General features: G+C 46.0%; 6 protein-coding genes, 2 tRNA genes, 3 rRNA genes and 1 riboswitch. Of the genes, 7 read left to right on the top strand and 4 right to left on the bottom strand.

All coding sequences use genetic code 11. From position 1 onward, the window contains the following. Positions 1-58: 58 nt before the first annotated feature. From P4S59_RS13960 to P4S59_RS13940, 5 genes are all read left to right on the top strand, one after another. A 23S ribosomal RNA gene (locus P4S59_RS13960) occupies positions 59-2,947 on the top strand. A 93-nt stretch (positions 2,948-3,040) separates the two neighbouring features. Further along, a 5S ribosomal RNA gene (rrf, locus tag P4S59_RS13955) occupies positions 3,041-3,157 on the top strand. Between the two features lie 100 nt (positions 3,158-3,257). Then, positions 3,258-3,333, top strand: a tRNA-Thr gene (locus P4S59_RS13950). A gap of 56 nt (positions 3,334-3,389) precedes the next feature. Then, positions 3,390-3,506 (top strand): 5S ribosomal RNA (gene rrf, locus P4S59_RS13945). 46 nt (positions 3,507-3,552) lie between these two features. Next, positions 3,553-3,629 (top strand) — tRNA-Asp (locus P4S59_RS13940). 748 nt (positions 3,630-4,377) lie between these two features. Here P4S59_RS13940 and P4S59_RS13935 read toward each other — a convergent pair. Further along, positions 4,378-5,709, bottom strand: coding sequence for a cation:proton antiporter (locus P4S59_RS13935; protein ID WP_041852885.1), 1,332 nt, complete (start codon positions 5,707-5,709; stop codon positions 4,378-4,380). A gap of 191 nt (positions 5,710-5,900) precedes the next feature. Here P4S59_RS13935 and metH point away from each other — a divergent pair, with 191 nt between their 5' ends. Further along, a complete protein-coding gene (gene metH / locus P4S59_RS13930; protein ID WP_337168555.1) occupies positions 5,901-9,581 on the top strand; it encodes a methionine synthase in 3,681 nt (1,226 codons plus the stop codon). An 86-nt stretch (positions 9,582-9,667) separates the two neighbouring features. Here the strand turns inward: metH and lysC are convergent, their stop codons facing one another. Continuing rightward, the gene (gene lysC / locus P4S59_RS13925) at positions 9,668-11,020 is read right to left on the bottom strand and encodes a lysine-sensitive aspartokinase 3 (RefSeq protein WP_042523508.1); all 1,353 of its coding nucleotides are present in this window, start codon (positions 11,018-11,020) and stop codon (positions 9,668-9,670) included. Positions 11,021-11,121: 101 nt separating this feature from the next. Beyond that, positions 11,122-11,300, bottom strand: a riboswitch (Lysine riboswitch). A 220-nt stretch (positions 11,301-11,520) separates the two neighbouring features. On the opposite strand from lysC, the gene P4S59_RS13920 reads away from it, so the two are divergent. Beyond that, positions 11,521-12,642, top strand: coding sequence for a pyridoxal-phosphate-dependent aminotransferase family protein (locus P4S59_RS13920; RefSeq protein ID WP_337168554.1), 1,122 nt, complete (start codon positions 11,521-11,523; stop codon positions 12,640-12,642). Positions 12,643-12,701: 59 nt separating this feature from the next. On the opposite strand, the gene P4S59_RS13915 is transcribed toward P4S59_RS13920, so the two are convergent. Both P4S59_RS13915 and uvrA read right to left on the bottom strand, forming a co-directional pair. Next, on the bottom strand, positions 12,702-14,483 hold the full coding sequence (locus P4S59_RS13915) for a PglL family O-oligosaccharyltransferase (protein WP_337168553.1): 1,782 nt from the start codon (positions 14,481-14,483) through the stop codon (positions 12,702-12,704). A 67-nt stretch (positions 14,484-14,550) separates the two neighbouring features. Beyond that, positions 14,551-17,373, bottom strand: a complete 2,823-nt coding sequence (gene uvrA, locus P4S59_RS13910; RefSeq protein ID WP_301568568.1) for an excinuclease ABC subunit UvrA — start codon at positions 17,371-17,373, stop codon at positions 14,551-14,553. Positions 17,374-17,475: the final 102 nt, after the last annotated feature.

Raw genomic sequence — 17,475 nt, 5'->3', positions numbered from 1 at the left:
AATAATGAGAGACAACTTTGGTTGTTTAACATCAATTCGAAACTCCTTCGGGTTGTATGGTTAAGTGACTAAGCGTACACGGTGGATGCCTTGGCAGTCAGAGGCGATGAAGGACGTATTAACTTGCGATAAGCCCAGATTAGGTAGTAAAAACCATTTGAGTCTGGGATTTCCGAATGGGGAAACCCACTTACATAAGTAAGTATCGTTATGTGAATACATAGCATAACGAGGCGAACCGGGGGAACTGAAACATCTAAGTACCCCGAGGAAAAGAAATCAACCGAGATTCCGAAAGTAGCGGCGAGCGAAATTGGACTAGCCCTTAAGCTTTATAGGCGTTAGGTGAACAAGCTGGAAAGCTTGGCGATACAGGGTGATAGCCCCGTAACTGACGACGCATATTCAGTGAAATCGAGTAGGGCGGGACACGTGATATCCTGTCTGAATATGGGGGGACCATCCTCCAAGGCTAAATACTACTGACTGACCGATAGTGAACCAGTACCGTGAGGGAAAGGCGAAAAGAACCCCTGTGAGGGGAGTGAAATAGAACCTGAAACCGTGTACGTACAAGCAGTAGGAGCAGGCTTGTCCTGTGACTGCGTACCTTTTGTATAATGGGTCAGCGACTTATATTCAGTGGCAAGGTTAACCATCTAGGGGAGCCGTAGGGAAACCGAGTCTTAACTGGGCGTTCAGTCTCTGGATATAGACCCGAAACCAGGTGATCTAGCCATGGGCAGGTTGAAGGTTGAGTAACATCAACTGGAGGACCGAACCGACTAATGTTGAAAAATTAGCGGATGACTTGTGGCTAGGGGTGAAAGGCCAATCAAACCTGGAGATAGCTGGTTCTCCCCGAAAGCTATTTAGGTAGCGCCTCGGACGAATACTACTGGGGGTAGAGCACTGTTAAGGCTAGGGGGTCATCCCGACTTACCAACCCTTTGCAAACTCCGAATACCAGTAAGTACTATCCGGGAGACACACGGCGGGTGCTAACGTCCGTCGTGGAGAGGGAAACAACCCAGACCGCCAGCTAAGGTCCCAAATTACTACTAAGTGGGAAACGATGTGGGAAGGCTCAGACAGCCAGGATGTTGGCTTAGAAGCAGCCATCATTTAAAGAAAGCGTAATAGCTCACTGGTCGAGTCGGCCTGCGCGGAAGATGTAACGGGGCTAAGTAGTAAACCGAAGCTGCGGCAATACTCTTTGAGTATTGGGTAGGGGAGCGTTCTGTAAGCGGTTGAAGGTGTGTGGTAACGCATGCTGGACGTATCAGAAGTGCGAATGCTGACATGAGTAACGATAAAGGGGGTGAAAAACCTCCTCGCCGGAAGACCAAGGGTTCCTGTCCAACGTTAATCGGGGCAGGGTAAGTCGACCCCTAAGGCGAGGCCGAAAGGCGTAGTCGATGGGAAACGGGTTAATATTCCCGTACTTCTTACAATTGCGATGGGGGGACGGAGAAGGCTAGGTGGGCCTGGCGACGGTTGTCCAGGTTCAAGTGCGTAGGCTTGAGAGTTAGGTAAATCCGGCTCTCTTTAAGGCTGAGACACGACGTCGAGCATCTACGGATGTGAAGTCATTGATGCCATGCTTCCAGGAAAAGCCTCTAAGCTTCAGATTGTAAGGAATCGTACCCCAAACCGACACAGGTGGTCGGGTAGAGAATACCAAGGCGCTTGAGAGAACTCGGGTGAAGGAACTAGGCAAAATGGTACCGTAACTTCGGGAGAAGGTACGCTCTCGACGGTGAAGTCCCTCGCGGATGGAGCTATTGAGAGTCGCAGATACCAGGTGGCTGCAACTGTTTATTAAAAACACAGCACTGTGCAAAATCGTAAGATGACGTATACGGTGTGACGCCTGCCCGGTGCCGGAAGGTTAATTGATGGGGTTAGACTTCGGTCGAAGCTCTTGATCGAAGCCCCGGTAAACGGCGGCCGTAACTATAACGGTCCTAAGGTAGCGAAATTCCTTGTCGGGTAAGTTCCGACCTGCACGAATGGCGTAATGATGGCCACGCTGTCTCCACCCGAGACTCAGTGAAATTGAAATCGCTGTGAAGATGCAGTGTACCCGCGGCTAGACGGAAAGACCCCGTGAACCTTTACTACAGCTTGGCACTGAACATTGACCCTACATGTGTAGGATAGGTGGGAGGCTTTGAAGCGCAGTCGCTAGATTGCGTGGAGCCGTCCTTGAAATACCACCCTTGTAGTGTTGATGTTCTAACGTCGACCCCTTATCGGGGTTGCGGACAGTGCCTGGTGGGTAGTTTGACTGGGGCGGTCTCCTCCCAAAGCGTAACGGAGGAGCACGAAGGTGGGCTAATCACGGTTGGACATCGTGAGGTTAGTGCAATGGCATAAGCCCGCTTGACTGCGAGAATGACAATTCGAGCAGGTGCGAAAGCAGGTCATAGTGATCCGGTGGTTCTGAATGGAAGGGCCATCGCTCAACGGATAAAAGGTACTCCGGGGATAACAGGCTGATACCGCCCAAGAGTTCATATCGACGGCGGTGTTTGGCACCTCGATGTCGGCTCATCACATCCTGGGGCTGAAGTCGGTCCCAAGGGTATGGCTGTTCGCCATTTAAAGTGGTACGCGAGCTGGGTTTAGAACGTCGTGAGACAGTTCGGTCCCTATCTGCCGTGGGCGTTGGAGAATTGAAAGGGGCTGCTCCTAGTACGAGAGGACCGGAGTGGACGAACCTCTGGTGTTCGGGTTGTGTCGCCAGACGCATTGCCCGGTAGCTAAGTTCGGGATCGATAACCGCTGAAAGCATCTAAGCGGGAAGCGAGCCTTGAGATGAGTTCTCCCTGATACTTTAAGTATCCTAAAGGGTTGTCGTAGACTACGACGTTGATAGGCAGGGTGTGTAAGCGTTGTGAGGCGTTGAGCTAACCTGTACTAATTGCCCGTGAGGCTTAACCATACAACACCCAAGGGGTTTTGATGGACTCAATGAAAGAACATTGAATGTGTAAGAACGAGAATTAAGAAACAGCTTTCCAGATTAAAGAATTTGCTTGGCGACCATAGCGTTTTGGACCCACCTGACTTCCATGCCGAACTCAGAAGTGAAACGAAATAGCGCCGATGGTAGTGTGGGGCTTCCTCATGTGAGAGTAGGACATCGCCAGGCTTTAAATTTAGTTTTTACATTATTAAAATGTGAAAACAAAAGTTAAGAGAGCCCGTTTGTAAAAGCGGGCTTTTTTAGTCCTGACGGACATAAATAATGTGCTGATATGGCTCAGTCGGTAGAGCGCATCCTTGGTAAGGATGAGGTCCCCAGTTCGATTCTGGGTATCAGCACCATTTACTGTTTGTTTTAGTTTTTAGTTTAAAGCCTAAAACAAAACGTAAAGAATTTGCTTGGCGACCATAGCGTTTTGGACCCACCTGATTTCCATGCCGAACTCAGAAGTGAAACGAAATAGCGCCGATGGTAGTGTGGGGCTTCCCCATGTGAGAGTAGGACATCGCCAGGCTTTAAATTATGGACACTTGCTGATTACAAGCGAGTGATACCACTGCGGAGTGGTAGTTCAGTTGGTTAGAATACCGGCCTGTCACGCCGGGGGTCGCGGGTTCGAGTCCCGTCCACTCCGCCACTTATATTAAGCCTCAGTCGAAAGACTGGGGCTTTTTTCGTTTTGGTTACCCGACTTACCTTAATCCCATTTCCATATTGAAACCTTGCATTGAGAGGCAGGCTTCCCTCTTCGCTATGCTTTCTAAGCCCTGTCATGAACTAGTTGATGCCAGTCTCGAGCTCTCGTTTTGAGTACCAGCACGTGCTTACCAAAGATTCCTCTATAACATATTAGAAATATCTAGCTATGTGATAGAACTTAGTCGTTCGAGGTGTCGCTTTGTTCCTATCTCGAAAACAGAACAACTTTGAATATAAGTTCAGTGTCGCTGAGATCAAGTATGAGGACTCTAAACTTCTGCTAAGGGCTTGAACAACCTGAGTGCTAGCTCAGGCCTTAGTTTGGTGGGATTTCAAGCCCGTTTGGGGGAGTGATCTCGCAATCATCTTCAATGCTTCTTTCTCTATACAAATACAAAGTCGCTCATTGTTAAGTGTTGTGGAAGTTTAGCTGTGGTGTTTACAGGGAGCCTATATTGCTAAGGGAAGAGAAGTGATGATGAAAATGCTTAAACTAAAAGACTCCCTCCATGGATGCTATCTATCGGCAATAGTTAGTATCTATGAAACCGTAGCGTGACGATTATTCGGATATTTAACTGTATATCAAAGAGTAACAAGCGTTTTGTTCTTGAAGGGGAGTCCGAAGATTAGATATGAAAAAAGCAGCTAGGTAGCTGCTTTTTCATCTATTAAGTTACGTGCCTTTAAGAGTCCACTGGCTCCGTATGCTCTGGAGTGGTTATTGCTTGGTTGTTCTCTTCCATTTTCTTCTCTTCATCTTTTGCTTTTTCAATCATTGGGGTGATTGTTGAGCCTTGAATGAGGATAGAGAAAACAACGACGGAGTAGGTCATTACAAGAATAATCTCTTTTACATCGATTAACTTATCTTGAATCACCCAAATACCAGATGGAATGGAAAGTGCCATTGCTAATGCAAGGCCCCCGCGTAAGCCGCCCCATGTCAAAATACGTACTGACCACGGGTTATATTTTCTGTAACGCTTAAAGCCAATGTACGAGAGAAATACGCTTAAATAGCGCGCTGCCAGCACAAGAGGGACTGAGATAGCCATCATGATCCAGTCTTCTTTGTGGAATTCAAATAGCAGCATCGACATACCGATCAGTAGGAATAACACGCCATTCAAGAACTCATCGACGAGTTCCCAAAAGTGGTCAAGGTGGTCTTCACTCTCTTTTGAAAAGCCAATAAAGCGTGTCCAGTTGCCAATCATAATACCGGATACAACCATCGCGAGTGGGCCTGATACATGGATGTATTCAGCAAATGCGTAACCTGCCGTTGGGACACCAATAGTAAGTAATAACTCCATTGAGTGATCATCGGTGGCACTGATTAAGTAGTGGAATAGCAAACCGAGGACGAAACCATAAGTGATACCACCGATAGCTTCTTGGATGAAGAGCAAGGTGACACTACCTACAGTTGGTGCCTCAGTACCAAATGCAATCGTAAATAGAGTGACAAAGATAACCAAACCGAAGCCGTCATTGAATAGCGATTCTCCTTCAATCTGGGTGGAGATACGCTTGGGAGCGTCGAGCTTTTTAACTATAGCGAGTACAGCGATTGGGTCAGTTGGCGATATAAGTGCACCGAAAAGTAAGCAGTAGACTAAATCAAATTGGATGCCAATTAACTGACAGAATCCGTAGAGCGCAAACCCGATAAAGAAAGTGGAAAACAGGGTGGCTCCGAGAGCCAAAACGGTAATTTCCCATTTTTGATCTTTAAGGTTCGGGAGTTTGATGCCTAATCCACCCGCAAATAGTAAGAAGCCAAGAATGCCTTTGAGCAAGAAATCTTCGAAGTTGATCCTTGTGACCGTTTCTGTCGCAATTTCGGTGAGGTGGAACCAGTTGTTTTGGCCCGCAATTAAGATTAGAAGTGAAAGCACCATTGAACCTGCGGTAATCGCAATGGTGGTTTGCATCTTTCCTATCTTGCTGTTTACAAAAGCAATTAGCATCGCAGCTGCGGATAGAAAACATAAAGTATGATAGACCGACATAGAGCTCTCTATTTGTAACATTTTATGAATGGGATTCTCGACTGATGCTGCTTAAATAGCAAACATTTTTTCGCGATTATTTTGTAAGTTAAGAAGGAGATAAAATAATCATTAATTCCACGTTTAGACGTCTAGACTCCTGAAGTTTGTGTGATAGGATGGAAAGATAACTAAAGGAATGAGGCTGTACTGTGGGAAGTAACGTAAGACAACAGATTGAAGCTCAATTGAAGCAACGTATTCTTTTGATTGATGGTGGTATGGGAACCATGATTCAGGGATACAAACTTGAAGAGCAAGACTATCGAAGAACGCGCTTTGCGGATTGGCATTGTGATCTAAAAGGTAACAACGACCTGTTGGTTCTAAGTCAGCCTCAACTTATCAAGGAAATTCACGCTGCATATTTAGAAGCGGGTGCAGATATTCTCGAAACCAACACGTTTAACGCAACAACCATTGCGATGGCTGACTACGAGATGGAAAGCCTAAGTGAAGAAATTAACTTTGCTGCTGCCAAGCTTGCACGTGAAGTTGCAGACGAATGGACCGCAAAAACACCCGATAAACCGCGTTATGTCGCAGGGGTTTTAGGGCCGACGAACCGCACTTGTTCTATTTCTCCTGATGTAAATGACCCCGGATATCGAAATGTTTCTTTCGACGAGTTAGTTGAGGCTTACTCTGAATCGACTCGAGCGCTGATTAAAGGTGGTTCTGACCTTATTCTTATCGAGACCATCTTCGATACTCTTAACGCTAAGGCTTGTTCATTTGCTGTTGAAAGTGTGTTTGAAGAGATGGGTATTGAGTTACCTGTGATGATCTCGGGGACTATTACCGATGCTTCCGGTCGGACATTATCCGGTCAAACCACAGAAGCGTTTTACAACTCATTACGTCATGTTAAACCGATTTCGTTTGGTTTGAACTGTGCGCTGGGCCCAGATGAGCTTCGTCCTTATGTTGAAGAGCTCTCGCGTATATCAGAATCTTTTGTTTCCGCTCACCCAAATGCTGGGCTTCCGAATGCATTCGGCGAATACGATTTGTCGCCAGAAGATATGGCTAAGCATGTTAAAGAGTGGGCTCAAAGTGGCTTTTTAAACTTAATTGGTGGGTGTTGTGGTACAACTCCTGAGCACATTCGCCAAATGGCACTCGCGGTTGAAAATATCGCCCCTCGTAAATTACCTGATCTTCCCGTTGCTTGTCGCTTGTCTGGCTTAGAGCCGCTCGCGATTGATAAAGACTCTTTATTTATCAATGTCGGTGAGCGTACTAATGTAACCGGTTCTGCGCGTTTTAAACGCTTGATTAAAGAAGAGCTGTACGATGAAGCGCTCGATGTGGCTCGTCAACAAGTTGAAAATGGCGCTCAAATTATCGATATCAACATGGATGAAGGCATGTTGGATGCACAAGCTTGTATGGTTCGATTTTTAAACCTTTGTGCGTCAGAACCTGAAATCTCAAAAGTACCAATCATGGTCGACTCTTCCAAGTGGGAGGTTATTGAAGCCGGTCTTAAGTGCATCCAAGGCAAAGGCATTGTTAACTCGATCTCTCTCAAAGAAGGCAAAGAGAAATTCGTTGAACAAGCTAAGTTGATCCGCCGTTACGGTGCGGCTGTGATTGTGATGGCGTTTGATGAGATTGGGCAAGCAGATACACGTGAGCGCAAAGTAGAAATTTGTACCAACGCTTACCGAATTCTCGTTGATGAAGTGGGCTTTCCACCAGAAGACATCATCTTTGACCCAAACATTTTTGCTATTGCTACGGGGATCGAGGAGCATAATAACTACGCGGTGGATTTCATTGAAGCCGTTGGCGATATCAAACGTGATTTACCATATGCGATGATCTCGGGTGGTGTTTCTAACGTCTCATTCTCTTTCCGTGGCAATAACTATGTACGTGAAGCGATTCACGCGGTGTTCCTCTACCACTGTTTTAAAAATGGTATGGATATGGGGATTGTGAATGCGGGTCAGTTAGAAATCTACGATAACGTGCCTGAAAAATTGCGTGAGGCTGTGGAAGATGTCGTTCTTAACCGTCGTGATGACGCCACTGAGAGATTGTTAGATATCGCGGCGGAATACGCAGGCAAAGGGGTAGGTAAAGAGGAGGATGCCTCTGCACTTGAGTGGAGAACTTGGCCTGTTGAAAAGCGTTTAGAGCACGCGTTAGTGAAAGGAATAACTGAGTTCATCGTTGATGATACCGAAGAGGCTCGTGTCAACGCTTCAAAGCCATTAGAGGTGATTGAAGGTCCACTAATGGATGGGATGAACGTCGTCGGAGACTTGTTTGGTGAAGGTAAAATGTTCCTTCCTCAGGTCGTAAAATCTGCCCGAGTGATGAAGCAAGCGGTAGCGCATCTCGAGCCCTACATCAATGCAGAAAAGCAGGTGGGACAAACAAACGGTAAGATTTTGCTAGCGACGGTCAAAGGTGATGTACATGATATCGGGAAAAATATCGTTGGCGTTGTATTGCAGTGCAATAACTACGAAATTATCGATCTTGGTGTCATGGTTCCTTGCGAAAAGATCTTAAAAGTAGCGCAAGAAGAGAACGTCGATATTATTGGTTTGTCAGGGTTGATCACACCTTCATTAGACGAAATGGTGCATGTTGCAAAAGAGATGGAGCGTCTCGACTTTAACTTACCTCTTCTCATCGGTGGCGCAACAACGTCAAAAGCCCATACAGCAGTTAAGATTGAGCAAAATTACAAGCATCCAGTTGTTTACGTGAACAACGCCTCACGTGCAGTGGGCGTATGTACTTCTCTTCTGTCAGATGAACGTCGCCCTGAATTTGTTGAAAAACTTGAAGCTGATTACGAACGAGTACGTGATCAACATCATCGAAAGAAACCGAGAACCAAACCAGTGACATTAGAAGCGGCTCGAGCGAATAAAGTTGCGATCGATTGGGAAGCTTACACCCCTCCAGTGCCTGTTAAGCCTGGCATTCATATCTTCGGTGATTTTGATGTGGCTATATTACGTCAATACATTGATTGGACACCATTCTTTATGACTTGGTCACTTGTGGGTAAGTATCCAACAATTTTCCAACATGAAGAAGTTGGTGAAGAAGCAAAACGTTTATTCGAAGATGCCAACGAGTTACTTGATCGAGTTGAGCGAGAAGGCCTGTTAAAAGCGCGTGGAATGTGTGGCTTATTCCCAGCTGCGAGCGTGGGGGACGACATTGAAGTTTATGCTGATGAAACTCGTACCGACGTTGTGAAAGTATTACGTAACTTGCGACAACAGACCGAGAAACCAAAAGGATTCAACTATTGTTTATCTGACTACATCGCACCTAAAGAGTCGGGTAAACATGATTGGATAGGGGCATTTGCTGTCACTGGTGGTATTGGTGAACGAGAGCTTGCTGATGAATACAAAGCACAGGGAGATGATTACAACGCAATTATGATTCAAGCGGTGGCAGATCGCCTAGCCGAAGCGTTTGCTGAGTATTTGCATGAGCGTGTCCGTAAAGAAATTTGGGGTTATGCTGCGGATGAAGATTTATCTAACGATGATCTCATTCGTGAAAAATACCAAGGTATTCGCCCTGCGCCGGGTTATCCAGCATGCCCTGAGCATACTGAAAAAGGACCGCTTTGGGAGCTACTTAATGTGGAAGAGAACATTGGCATGACTCTAACCTCCAGCTATGCAATGTATCCGGGCGCGTCAGTCTCTGGTTGGTATTTCTCTCATCCTGACTCACGTTACTTTGCGATCGCACAGATCCAAGAAGATCAGCTAGAGAGCTACGCCGATCGCAAAGGGTGGGATAGGATCGAGGCTGAAAAATGGTTAGGGCCAAACATTAACGGTTAAATTGATGTTTACCTCGTTCAAATGTAACAACTATTGAAACAACAAAGGGCTGCAGATACGCAGCCCTTTGTTTTATTGAGTTGAACTTACTTCTCAAACAACTCGGTGTGGAGTTTTTGTATGGCTTGTTTCGATACCGATTCATGGAGCAAGAAGCATAAGTTGTGAGGGCTAGCACCATAACAAATCATGCGTAGGTTAAAGTCTTCTAGCGTGCCAAAAACCTGTTTCGCGTAGCCTTTACTCTCACTCATGTTGTTACCAATGAGAGCAACGAGGCATAGGTCATGTTCAACTTCTACCTTACATAACTCTTCTAACTCTTCTCGTACAGCTTGCGGCAGCTGTGGTGCTCCGCCAGAGGTATCAGTTTGATCAAGTGTTAACGATACACTGATTTCAGATGTCGTGATCAAATCGACAGAGATCTTATGCTTTGCAAGGATCTCAAAGACCTTTGCTAAGAAGCCGTATGCGTGGAACATGTTGGCGCTGCGTAGCGTTACCATGGTTTGGTTACAACGCAAAGCTAGCGCACGGAACAACGGTGAGCTTTCGACTTGGTGACGAATCCAAGTTCCCCCTTTTTCTGGCTCTTTCGATGACCCTACAAATACCGGAATGTCGTGGCGCAATGCGGGTACTAGCGTAGAAGGGTGAAGGATTTTAGCGCCAAAGTTAGCCATTTCTGAAGCTTCACTAAAGCTGATCTCGGGAATTGGTGAGGCTTTTGGCGCAATTCGCGGGTCTGTTGTGTAGATGCCCGGAACATCAGTCCAGATTTCTAACCCTGCCGCTTTGACGCTCTCAGCAATTAAGGCGGCGCTGTAATCGCTGCCTCCTCGACCTAGTGTTGTTGTATTACCGGCTTCGTCAGATCCTATGAAGCCTTGAGTAACAACAACGGATTGTTGGCAAAGTGGTACGAGTTTATCTTGTGCAAGCGTCGAAATTGCTTCAATGTTTGGCTCCGCGCGACCAAAGTTGTCATCAGTACGCAGCACATCGCGGATATCAAAGCGCACAGCTTGAATGCCTCGCTCACACATTAACTGAGTTAGAATATGCGTCGACATGAGTTCGCCACATGCGACCAAATGATCGGTTAACTTCGCACTAGCTTGGATAGATGCAGCCTCGGCCAGGCTGGTTACGGTATCTAATATGCCATACACCTCGGCAGCAGTTTTCGTGCTGTCTTCGAGCTGAGTTAAAATGGCGTCATGAATGTTGGCCAGATTTTGCAGCAGCTCAGTACGGTGCGTTTGATCCTGAACACCGTTGGCGAGTTCTACCAATAGGTTGGTGACGCCAGAGCAAGCGCTGCTCACGACCAAGCGAGTATTTGGATTGTTTTCGATAATGGTGGCACAACGACTCATTGCCTCAAAGTTGGCAACACTGGTTCCACCGAATTTAGCTACGTTAAATGCGCTCACTGCGTTCTCCCACGACTTCCTAAAAAATTGTACATCCAATGTTTAGTGAGAAAAGGAACAGAGCAAAAAGAGAGGTATTTAGAATGCTATTTGAAAAATTTACCCTCAGAAGCCCTTCATCAGACTGCGCTGATGACAGTTGATGGGATTCAGCCCAATTCAACCGACAAGTCAAACCCTGCAACTTTGACTTACCTCGGCACTACTCCCCCTCAATGATTGGTGTTGGAATTGCGGTTCCACAAATCATCTACCTGGGTAGCGCTCCTCTTCTACATAAAGCTCAAACATTGAACGGTTTTGAGGCCTTAATGTCAATTAATATTTCAACCTTTATGGTGTTTTTTATTAACGATTTTGTGACACTGGTTTGACCTCCATACTTACGGCTAATTGCTGATAGAGGAAAAATCTATTAGGGTGAAGAACCCTACACCTGAGCCATGTTATTGAATAGAACTTTTAGAATGCTCAGGATAAAAGATAATCAAGGAGCTGACATGTCGATCCAAAGCTTTATTCCACCTCACCGTATTTTAATGGGACCTGGTCCTTCTGATATTTATCCTCAAGTGTTACAAGCGCTAAGCCGTCCTACCGTAGGTCACCTTGATCCTCTGTTTATCGGTATGATGGATGAGCTCAAGCAGCTATTGAAGTATGCCTTTCAAACTGACAATGAGTTCACTATTGCGGTTTCAGCGCCAGGTAGTGCAGGGATGGAAACCTGCTTTGTAAACTTGATCGAGAAAGGCGACAAAGTGATCGTCTGCCGTAACGGTGTTTTTGGTGAACGCATGCGCGAAAATGTCGTCCGTGCTGGTGGTGAAGTTGTTATCGTCGATGATGAATGGGGGACGCCTGTTTCCATTGATAAAGTCGAGCAAGCACTCGAACAGCACCCAGATACAAAAATTCTTGCTTTTGTGCATGCGGAAACCTCAACTGGTGCAGTCAGTGATGCTCAAGCATTGGGTAAGCTGGCGAAACAGCATAATGCATTATCTATTGTTGATGCGGTGACGTCACTTGGTGGTGTGCCGTTAAAAGTGGATGAATGGCAACTGGATGCGGTTTACTCTGGCAGTCAAAAATGTTTGTCATGTGTACCAGGGCTCTCACCAGTGACGTTTTCTCCTGCCGCGATTGAAAAGATTCAAGCAAGAACAACACCAGTAAAGAGTTGGTTCCTCGATCAGAGTTTAGTGTTGGGGTATTGGAGTGGAGAAGGTAAGCGTAGTTACCATCATACGGCGCCAGTTAATAGCTTGTATGCGCTTCATGAAGCTTTATTGATACTGAAAAATGAAGGATTAGAAAACGCTTGGGCTCGTCATCAACTGATGCATGAAAAACTCAAAAATGGCCTACAAAAGCTAGGTTTTGAATTTGTTGTGGACGAAGCCCATCGTTTGCCGCAATTAAATGCGATTTACGTGCCTGAAGGAATTGATGAAGCAAAAGTTCGTGCTCACTTGCTAGAAACCTATAACCTAGAAATTGGTGCAGGCCTCGGGGCATTAGCTGGTAAAGCGTGGCGTATTGGCTTAATGGGTTACGGCGCTCGACCTGAAAACGTTGCACTGTGCTTAAAAGCGTTAGAAGAGTCACTCACTGAATAAAGCTATACCGCAATGAGATAAAGAAAAGCGAAGGTCATCCCTTCGCTTTTTTGTAATTATTACTCTGCACCTGAAGTGGGTGCTGGTGAGGCAGAGATTGCTTGAGAAGGTGGTCGGTAATTGACGTCACTGAAATCAATCTTCGGGAACAAAAACTGCGCTTCAGCTCTGATTTGCTCCGCTTTACTTGAGTCATCTAAGCCTTGGTAGGCCAAAATCAAATTATTATAAAATGCAGGGCGAGGCTTATCTTTGATGATTTTTAGCGACCAATCGATATAAGGCTGAATCAAGGTTGCGTCTTGTTGGTACAGCCCAATGTTTAAAAACGTGCTATAGACATCCCAATCAAACCTGTCTTTCCAAACTACAGGGTTACTGACTTGATTCAGAATATCAGGGTTAGTTGGCCTAGTGGTCTCAAACTTCGTCAATACATAGTTCGTATGTAATGCGCTTACCATGTAAAACGTAAACGCAACGGGAAGTACCAAACTAAAAACACGCAGCAAGCTTTTGGTTACATTACTAAAGCCGACTTGTCGATAACGAGAGACGCGCTGATCGACCCAGTACAGTAGGATAACGAAGATCAACCAATGCACGAGAGAGTGGTAGAAAGGGTATTCCAGTTGTGAGTGCAATACGATAGGTATAAACAAGGCCAGCAACGCAAGACGAGTTCCGCGTTTGGCTTGATAGATTCGATACAGTACCAGTGCCATCGCTAAGAAGATGCCGAGTATTGGCAGTAAGCCACCTTCTACTCCCCAGTAAAGCAGCTCGTTATGCGGATGATCCATAGCAGGCAAACCTGCTGGGTAATTCTCATTAAGGGCATGTTGACGAGCCGTATACAGCATGTACTCAGATTCAAACTTGCCATATCCATAACCAGTAAAAGGCTTTTCAATCACCATGTCTAATGTTTGCGGAAAAGTATACGCTCGAGGAGACTCCATATTTACTTTTTCTGCGGCTAACCCACCTCCATCAGGAAAGGCAAGATGCATGACAACGACTGAGAGTAAGAGCCCACATACAAGTGACACAACCCAGCGGATAAAGCGCCCTTTGGTTGCAAAGCGGTACATGTATGGAATGACCAACAACACGGCGATGACCGAGGCTAACCAACCAGTGCGTGAAGCCAACGCCACAATTAGTGGTAAAGTTAAAACTGGTACGGCATAGAGAAGGTAAACATCGCTTAACTTACGGTCGTATTTGTAGGGCTGACGTGCAAGTAAATAGCTAGCAATCACCAACCCTGTCGCAAGAAAGCTGGCCATTACATTGGGCTGTTGGAAAATACCATAAGGACGATTGGCCACCGTGTCGTAACCAAACGGATTGCCTGGTTTGAGATACAGATATTGTGTCAGACCAAAAATGGCTTCGATAACAACCGCAAGGACAATGAACCATAATAGGCGTTGGCGATGTTTATTACTGAAATGAAATTGTTGTAAGACAATAAAGAACAGGACACCACACCACAGGCCAATGAGCTTATTGGCTGCCAAACTGCTATTCGCATTTGGGTACAGAATGGGCACTGTCATGATAAGAGCACTAATGAACAAGCCGATGGTTAATTTTGAGTAACGTAGCGCTCGATTATTCGCGAGTTGGTAGCACCCAATGCCTAATGCAAAGCTAAAAGCAATCCAAGTTGTCGCATTGAAAGAAAGTGAAAGCCCTGAACCGCCGGGGTTGGGCATGAAAAAGTGCATTGCCAACACAAATAGTGTTGCCAAGGCAATGAGAAACTTGCGATTGAGGGGAACCTGTACTTTTTCGGGAGAAAGCTTTGTTCCACTTACATGTATAGTAGCCATAGTTATTGCGTTGTTTTGAATGAAAAAAGACCAGCACTTGCTGGTCTCGGTACTTTACCTGTTTTTTCTACTTCAACATAGGCTTAAGGAAGTGAGCTGTGTGCGAACCCTCGATTTGCGACACATCTTCAGGTGTGCCTTGAGCGATTATCTCGCCGCCACCCTGTCCCCCTTCAGGCCCTAGATCGATAATCCAGTCCGCAGTCTTAATGACATCTAGGTTATGCTCGATCACCACGACAGTATTTCCGTGGTCGCGAAGTCTGTGCAATACAGTGAGCAACTGCTGGATATCATGGAAGTGCAGGCCGGTTGTTGGTTCATCCAAAATGTACAAGGTTTTTCCTGTATCACGCTTGGATAGCTCTCTCGCTAGTTTCACACGCTGAGCTTCACCACCGGAGAGTGTCGTTGCCGCTTGACCTAGGCGAATGTAAGACAAGCCAACATCCATTAGAGTCTGTAGCTTACGTGCTATAGCAGGTACGGGTTCAAAGAACGTTCGGGCGTCTTCGACCGTCATTTCTAGCACTTCATCAATGGTTTTGCCTTTGTAACGTACTTCAAGTGTTTCACGGTTGTAGCGCTTACCTTTACATACATCACATGGCACATAAACATCTGGTAGGAAATGCATTTCAACTTTAATGACACCATCACCTTGACAGGCCTCACAACGACCACCGCGTACGTTAAAGCTAAAACGTCCAGGCTTGTAACCGCGAGAACGCGACTCTTGTGTGCCTGCAAACAGTTCACGGATTGGGGTAAAGATCCCCGTATAGGTTGCAGGGTTAGAGCGAGGTGTACGACCAATTGGGCTTTGATCGATATCGATAACCTTGTCGAAGTGCTCTAGGCCTTTAATCGATTTATAAGGTGAAGGTTGAGCCGTTGTTGCTCCGTTGAGTTGGGTGTGAGCAATTTTAAAGAAAGTATCATTAATCAGCGTTGATTTACCTGAGCCAGATACCCCTGTAATACAGCTGAATAACCCAACAGGAATAGAGAGATTAACGTTCTTAAGGTTATTACCTGTTGCGCCTAAGAGCTCAACCGTTTTTTTCGGATCACGCGGCGTGCGATCTTTCGGTACTGCGATTTCTTTAACGCCACTTAAGTACTGACCTGTCAGAGAATTCGGATTTGCGATTATCTCTTCCATGGTGCCTTCCGCGACAACATTACCACCGTGTACGCCAGCGCCAGGACCGATATCTATGACATGATCCGCACAGCGAATAGCATCTTCATCGTGTTCTACCACGAGTACGGTATTCCCCAAGTCGCGCAAATGAGTAAGCGTTTTTAATAAGCGTTCATTATCTCGCTGGTGGAGACCAATCGACGGTTCGTCCAGAACATACATCACACCAACAAGACCCGCCCCAATTTGGCTTGCTAAACGAATACGTTGTGCTTCACCACCAGAGAGCGTTTCGGCGCTGCGAGAAAGGTTCAGATAGTTCAAACCAACGTTAACCAAGAACTGCAGGCGATCGTTGATTTCCTTCATCACTTTTTCGGCGATTTGGGCACGTTGACCTTCCAGTTTCAAGGAATGGAAGAATTCCAATGCATCAGCAATGCTAAGTTCAACAATCTCAGGCAGTGTCGTATCAGCAATAAACACGTTACGTGCTTCAAGGCGCAGACGAGTACCACCACAGCTTGAACAAGATTTAGTGGAGATGTATTTCGCAAGCTCTTCACGGACAGAGTTGGATTCTGTATCACGATAACGACGTTCTAGGGTATTCAGAATACCTTCAAATGGATGGCGCTTAACACGAATATCGCCACGATCGTTGATGTATTTAAACTCAACCTCAGTACGACCTGAGCCCTTTAGAATGACATCTTGCGTTTTCTTTGGCAGAGAATTAAAAGGTGCATGGAGATCAAAACCATAATGATCAGCCAATGAGGTGAGCATTTGGAAGTAGTAATAGTTCTTTTGATCCCAACCGCGAATCGCACCTTGTGCCAAGCTTAATGAATCATCTTGAATTACTCGGCTTGGATCGAAGTATTGCTGCACACCCAAACCATCACAAGTGCCACACGCACCAGCAGGGTTGTTGAATGAGAAAAGTCGCGGCTCCAACTCTTGCATGCTGTAACCACATTGTGGACAAGCGAAGTTGGCGGAGAAAATAATCTCTTCACCGTCTCCATCCATTGGTGCGACGACCGCAATACCACCTGATAACTCGAGCGTGGTCTCGAAAGATTCCGCTAAGCGCTGTTGCAGATCGGGACGAACTTTAAAGCGGTCGACCACGACTTCAATGGTGTGCTTTTTATGTAGCTCAAGGGTTGGAGGATCAGATAGATCGCAAGTTTCTCCATCAATACGCGCACGAATAAAGCCCTGAGCCGCCAGGTTCTCAAGCGTTTTAACATGCTCACCTTTACGCTCTTTGACAATGGGTGCCAACAGCATCATTTTGCTGCCTTCTGGCATCTCTAGAACTTTGTCCACCATTTGACTGATGGTTTGTGCGGCAAGAGGGGCATGGTGCGTTGGACAGCGGGGTTCACCCACACGAGCATACAACAGACGTAAGTAGTCGTACACTTCGGTAATTGTACCGACGGTTGAACGCGGGTTATGAGAAGTTGACTTCTGTTCAATAGAAATTGCGGGTGATAACCCTTCAATATGGTCGACATCGGGTTTTTCCATCAGAGACAAAAACTGACGAGCGTAGGCAGAGAGAGACTCTACGTAGCGTCGTTGGCCTTCTGCATACAATGTATCGAAAGCGAGAGAGGATTTACCGGAGCCACTTAGTCCAGTAATGACAATCAGTTTATCGCGAGGGATTGTAAGATTAATGTCTTTGAGGTTATGGGTTCGGGCACCGCGAACTTCTATTTTATCCATCGTTTTTGCTCTATGTATAACCAAGTGGGGCAAGTATTACATAGTGTGAGAAATGTGCAAAGAAAATTACTGGATAAAAAAACAGTAAAAATAAAAGCCCAA

The sequence above is a fragment of the Vibrio sp. M60_M70 genome (genome assembly GCF_037162085.1).
GTDB lineage: Bacteria > Pseudomonadota > Gammaproteobacteria > Enterobacterales > Vibrionaceae > Vibrio > Vibrio diabolicus.
The sequence above is the reverse complement of the archived record's forward strand: the minus strand, read 5'-3'. Positions and strand labels throughout refer to the sequence as shown.